Source organism: Lysinibacillus sp. A1 (genome assembly GCF_000801965.1).
Lineage (GTDB): Bacteria > Bacillota > Bacilli > Bacillales_A > Planococcaceae > Lysinibacillus > Lysinibacillus fusiformis.
The window spans coordinates 1-1,239 of the sequence record NZ_JSZM01000045.1 but is presented as its reverse complement, the minus strand read 5'-3'; the positions used below and the strand labels follow the sequence as shown (position 1 = coordinate 1,239).

13 tRNA genes are annotated in these 1,239 nt (G+C 53.2%); all 13 read left to right on the top strand.

What is annotated here, in order from left to right:
• The first annotated feature begins 26 nt into the window (after positions 1-26).
• Positions 27-103, top strand: a tRNA-Pro gene (locus tag PI85_RS22975).
• A 17-nt stretch (positions 104-120) separates the two neighbouring features.
• Positions 121-196, top strand: a tRNA-Ala gene (locus PI85_RS22970).
• 26 nt (positions 197-222) lie between these two features.
• Positions 223-296: transfer RNA gene (locus PI85_RS22965), tRNA-Met, on the top strand.
• Positions 297-303: 7 nt separating this feature from the next.
• A tRNA-Ile gene (locus PI85_RS22960) sits at positions 304-380 on the top strand.
• Positions 381-395: 15 nt separating this feature from the next.
• Positions 396-488: transfer RNA gene (locus PI85_RS22955), tRNA-Ser, on the top strand.
• 50 nt (positions 489-538) lie between these two features.
• Positions 539-613 (top strand) — tRNA-Met (locus tag PI85_RS22950).
• A 3-nt stretch (positions 614-616) separates the two neighbouring features.
• A tRNA-Asp gene (locus PI85_RS22945) sits at positions 617-692 on the top strand.
• A 52-nt stretch (positions 693-744) separates the two neighbouring features.
• Positions 745-820: transfer RNA gene (locus PI85_RS22940), tRNA-Phe, on the top strand.
• Positions 821-825: 5 nt separating this feature from the next.
• A tRNA-Gly gene (locus tag PI85_RS22935) sits at positions 826-899 on the top strand.
• A 1-nt stretch (position 900) separates the two neighbouring features.
• Positions 901-974 (top strand) — tRNA-Ile (locus PI85_RS22930).
• Positions 975-982: 8 nt separating this feature from the next.
• Positions 983-1,059 (top strand) — tRNA-Asn (locus PI85_RS22925).
• Between the two features lie 12 nt (positions 1,060-1,071).
• Positions 1,072-1,162, top strand: a tRNA-Ser gene (locus tag PI85_RS22920).
• A 2-nt stretch (positions 1,163-1,164) separates the two neighbouring features.
• Positions 1,165-1,236: transfer RNA gene (locus PI85_RS22915), tRNA-Glu, on the top strand.
• The last annotated feature ends 3 nt before the right edge of the window (positions 1,237-1,239 follow it).

The following is a 1,239-nucleotide window of genomic DNA, read 5'->3' as shown; positions in this document are numbered from 1 at the left end:
TCCTGTCGGGCGCGCCATAAGAACAACGGGAAGTAGCTCAGCTTGGTAGAGCACTTGGTTTGGGACCAAGGGGTCGCAGGTTCGAATCCTGTCTTCCCGACCATTTCCAAAAAATATTATGGGGCCTTAGCTCAGCTGGGAGAGCGCCTGCCTTGCACGCAGGAGGTCAGCGGTTCGATCCCGCTAGGCTCCACCATAGTAATTAACCAGTATAAAGATCCTGGCGGCGTAGCTCAGCTGGCTAGAGCGTACGGTTCATACCCGTAAGGTCGGGGGTTCGATCCCCTCTGCCGCCATCTTAAAGGACCTTTAGCTCAGTTGGTTAGAGCAGACGGCTCATAACCGTCCGGTCGCAGGTTCGAGTCCTGCAAGGTCCACCATTTATATATTGTTACGGAGGTATACCCAAGTCTGGCTGAAGGGATCGGTCTTGAAAACCGACAGGCGGGTAACACCGCGCGGGGGTTCGAATCCCTCTACCTCCTCCAGTTTTATTCATAAATGGTGCTTTAAAAACTCGAAAAGACAATAAGATTATCGCGGGGTGGAGCAGTGGTAGCTCGTCGGGCTCATAACCCGAAGGTCGTTGGTTCAAATCCGGCCCCCGCAACCAAATGGTCCCGTGGTGTAGCGGTTAACATGCCTGCCTGTCACGCAGGAGATCGCCGGTTCGATCCCGGTCGGGACCGCCATTTTTTATAGACATGAGAAGCAAAAAGTGAGCAAGCTTAGCATGGACGAAATGGGTCAGTAGCTCAGTTGGTAGAGCATTAGATTGAAGCTCTAAGTGTCGGCGGTTCGATTCCGTCCTGACCCACCATTTATGCGGGTGTAGTTTAATGGTAAAACCTCAGCCTTCCAAGCTGATGTCGTGAGTTCGATTCTCATCACCCGCTCCAAGGGCCTATAGCTCAGCTGGTTAGAGCGCACGCCTGATAAGCGTGAGGTCGATGGTTCGAGTCCATTTAGGCCCATTATTTATTCCGAAGTAGCTCAGTTGGTAGTAGCACCTGACTGTTAATCAGGTTGTCGCAGGTTCGAGTCCTGCCTTCGGAGCCATTTTTTTTGTGTGGGGAAGTACTCAAGAGGCTGAAGAGGCGCCCCTGCTAAGGGTGTAGGTCGGGTAACCGGCGCGAGGGTTCAAATCCCTCCTTCTCCGCCATTGGCCCGTTGGTCAAGTGGTTAAGACACCGCCCTTTCACGGCGGTAACACGGGTTCGAATCCCGTACGGGTCATAC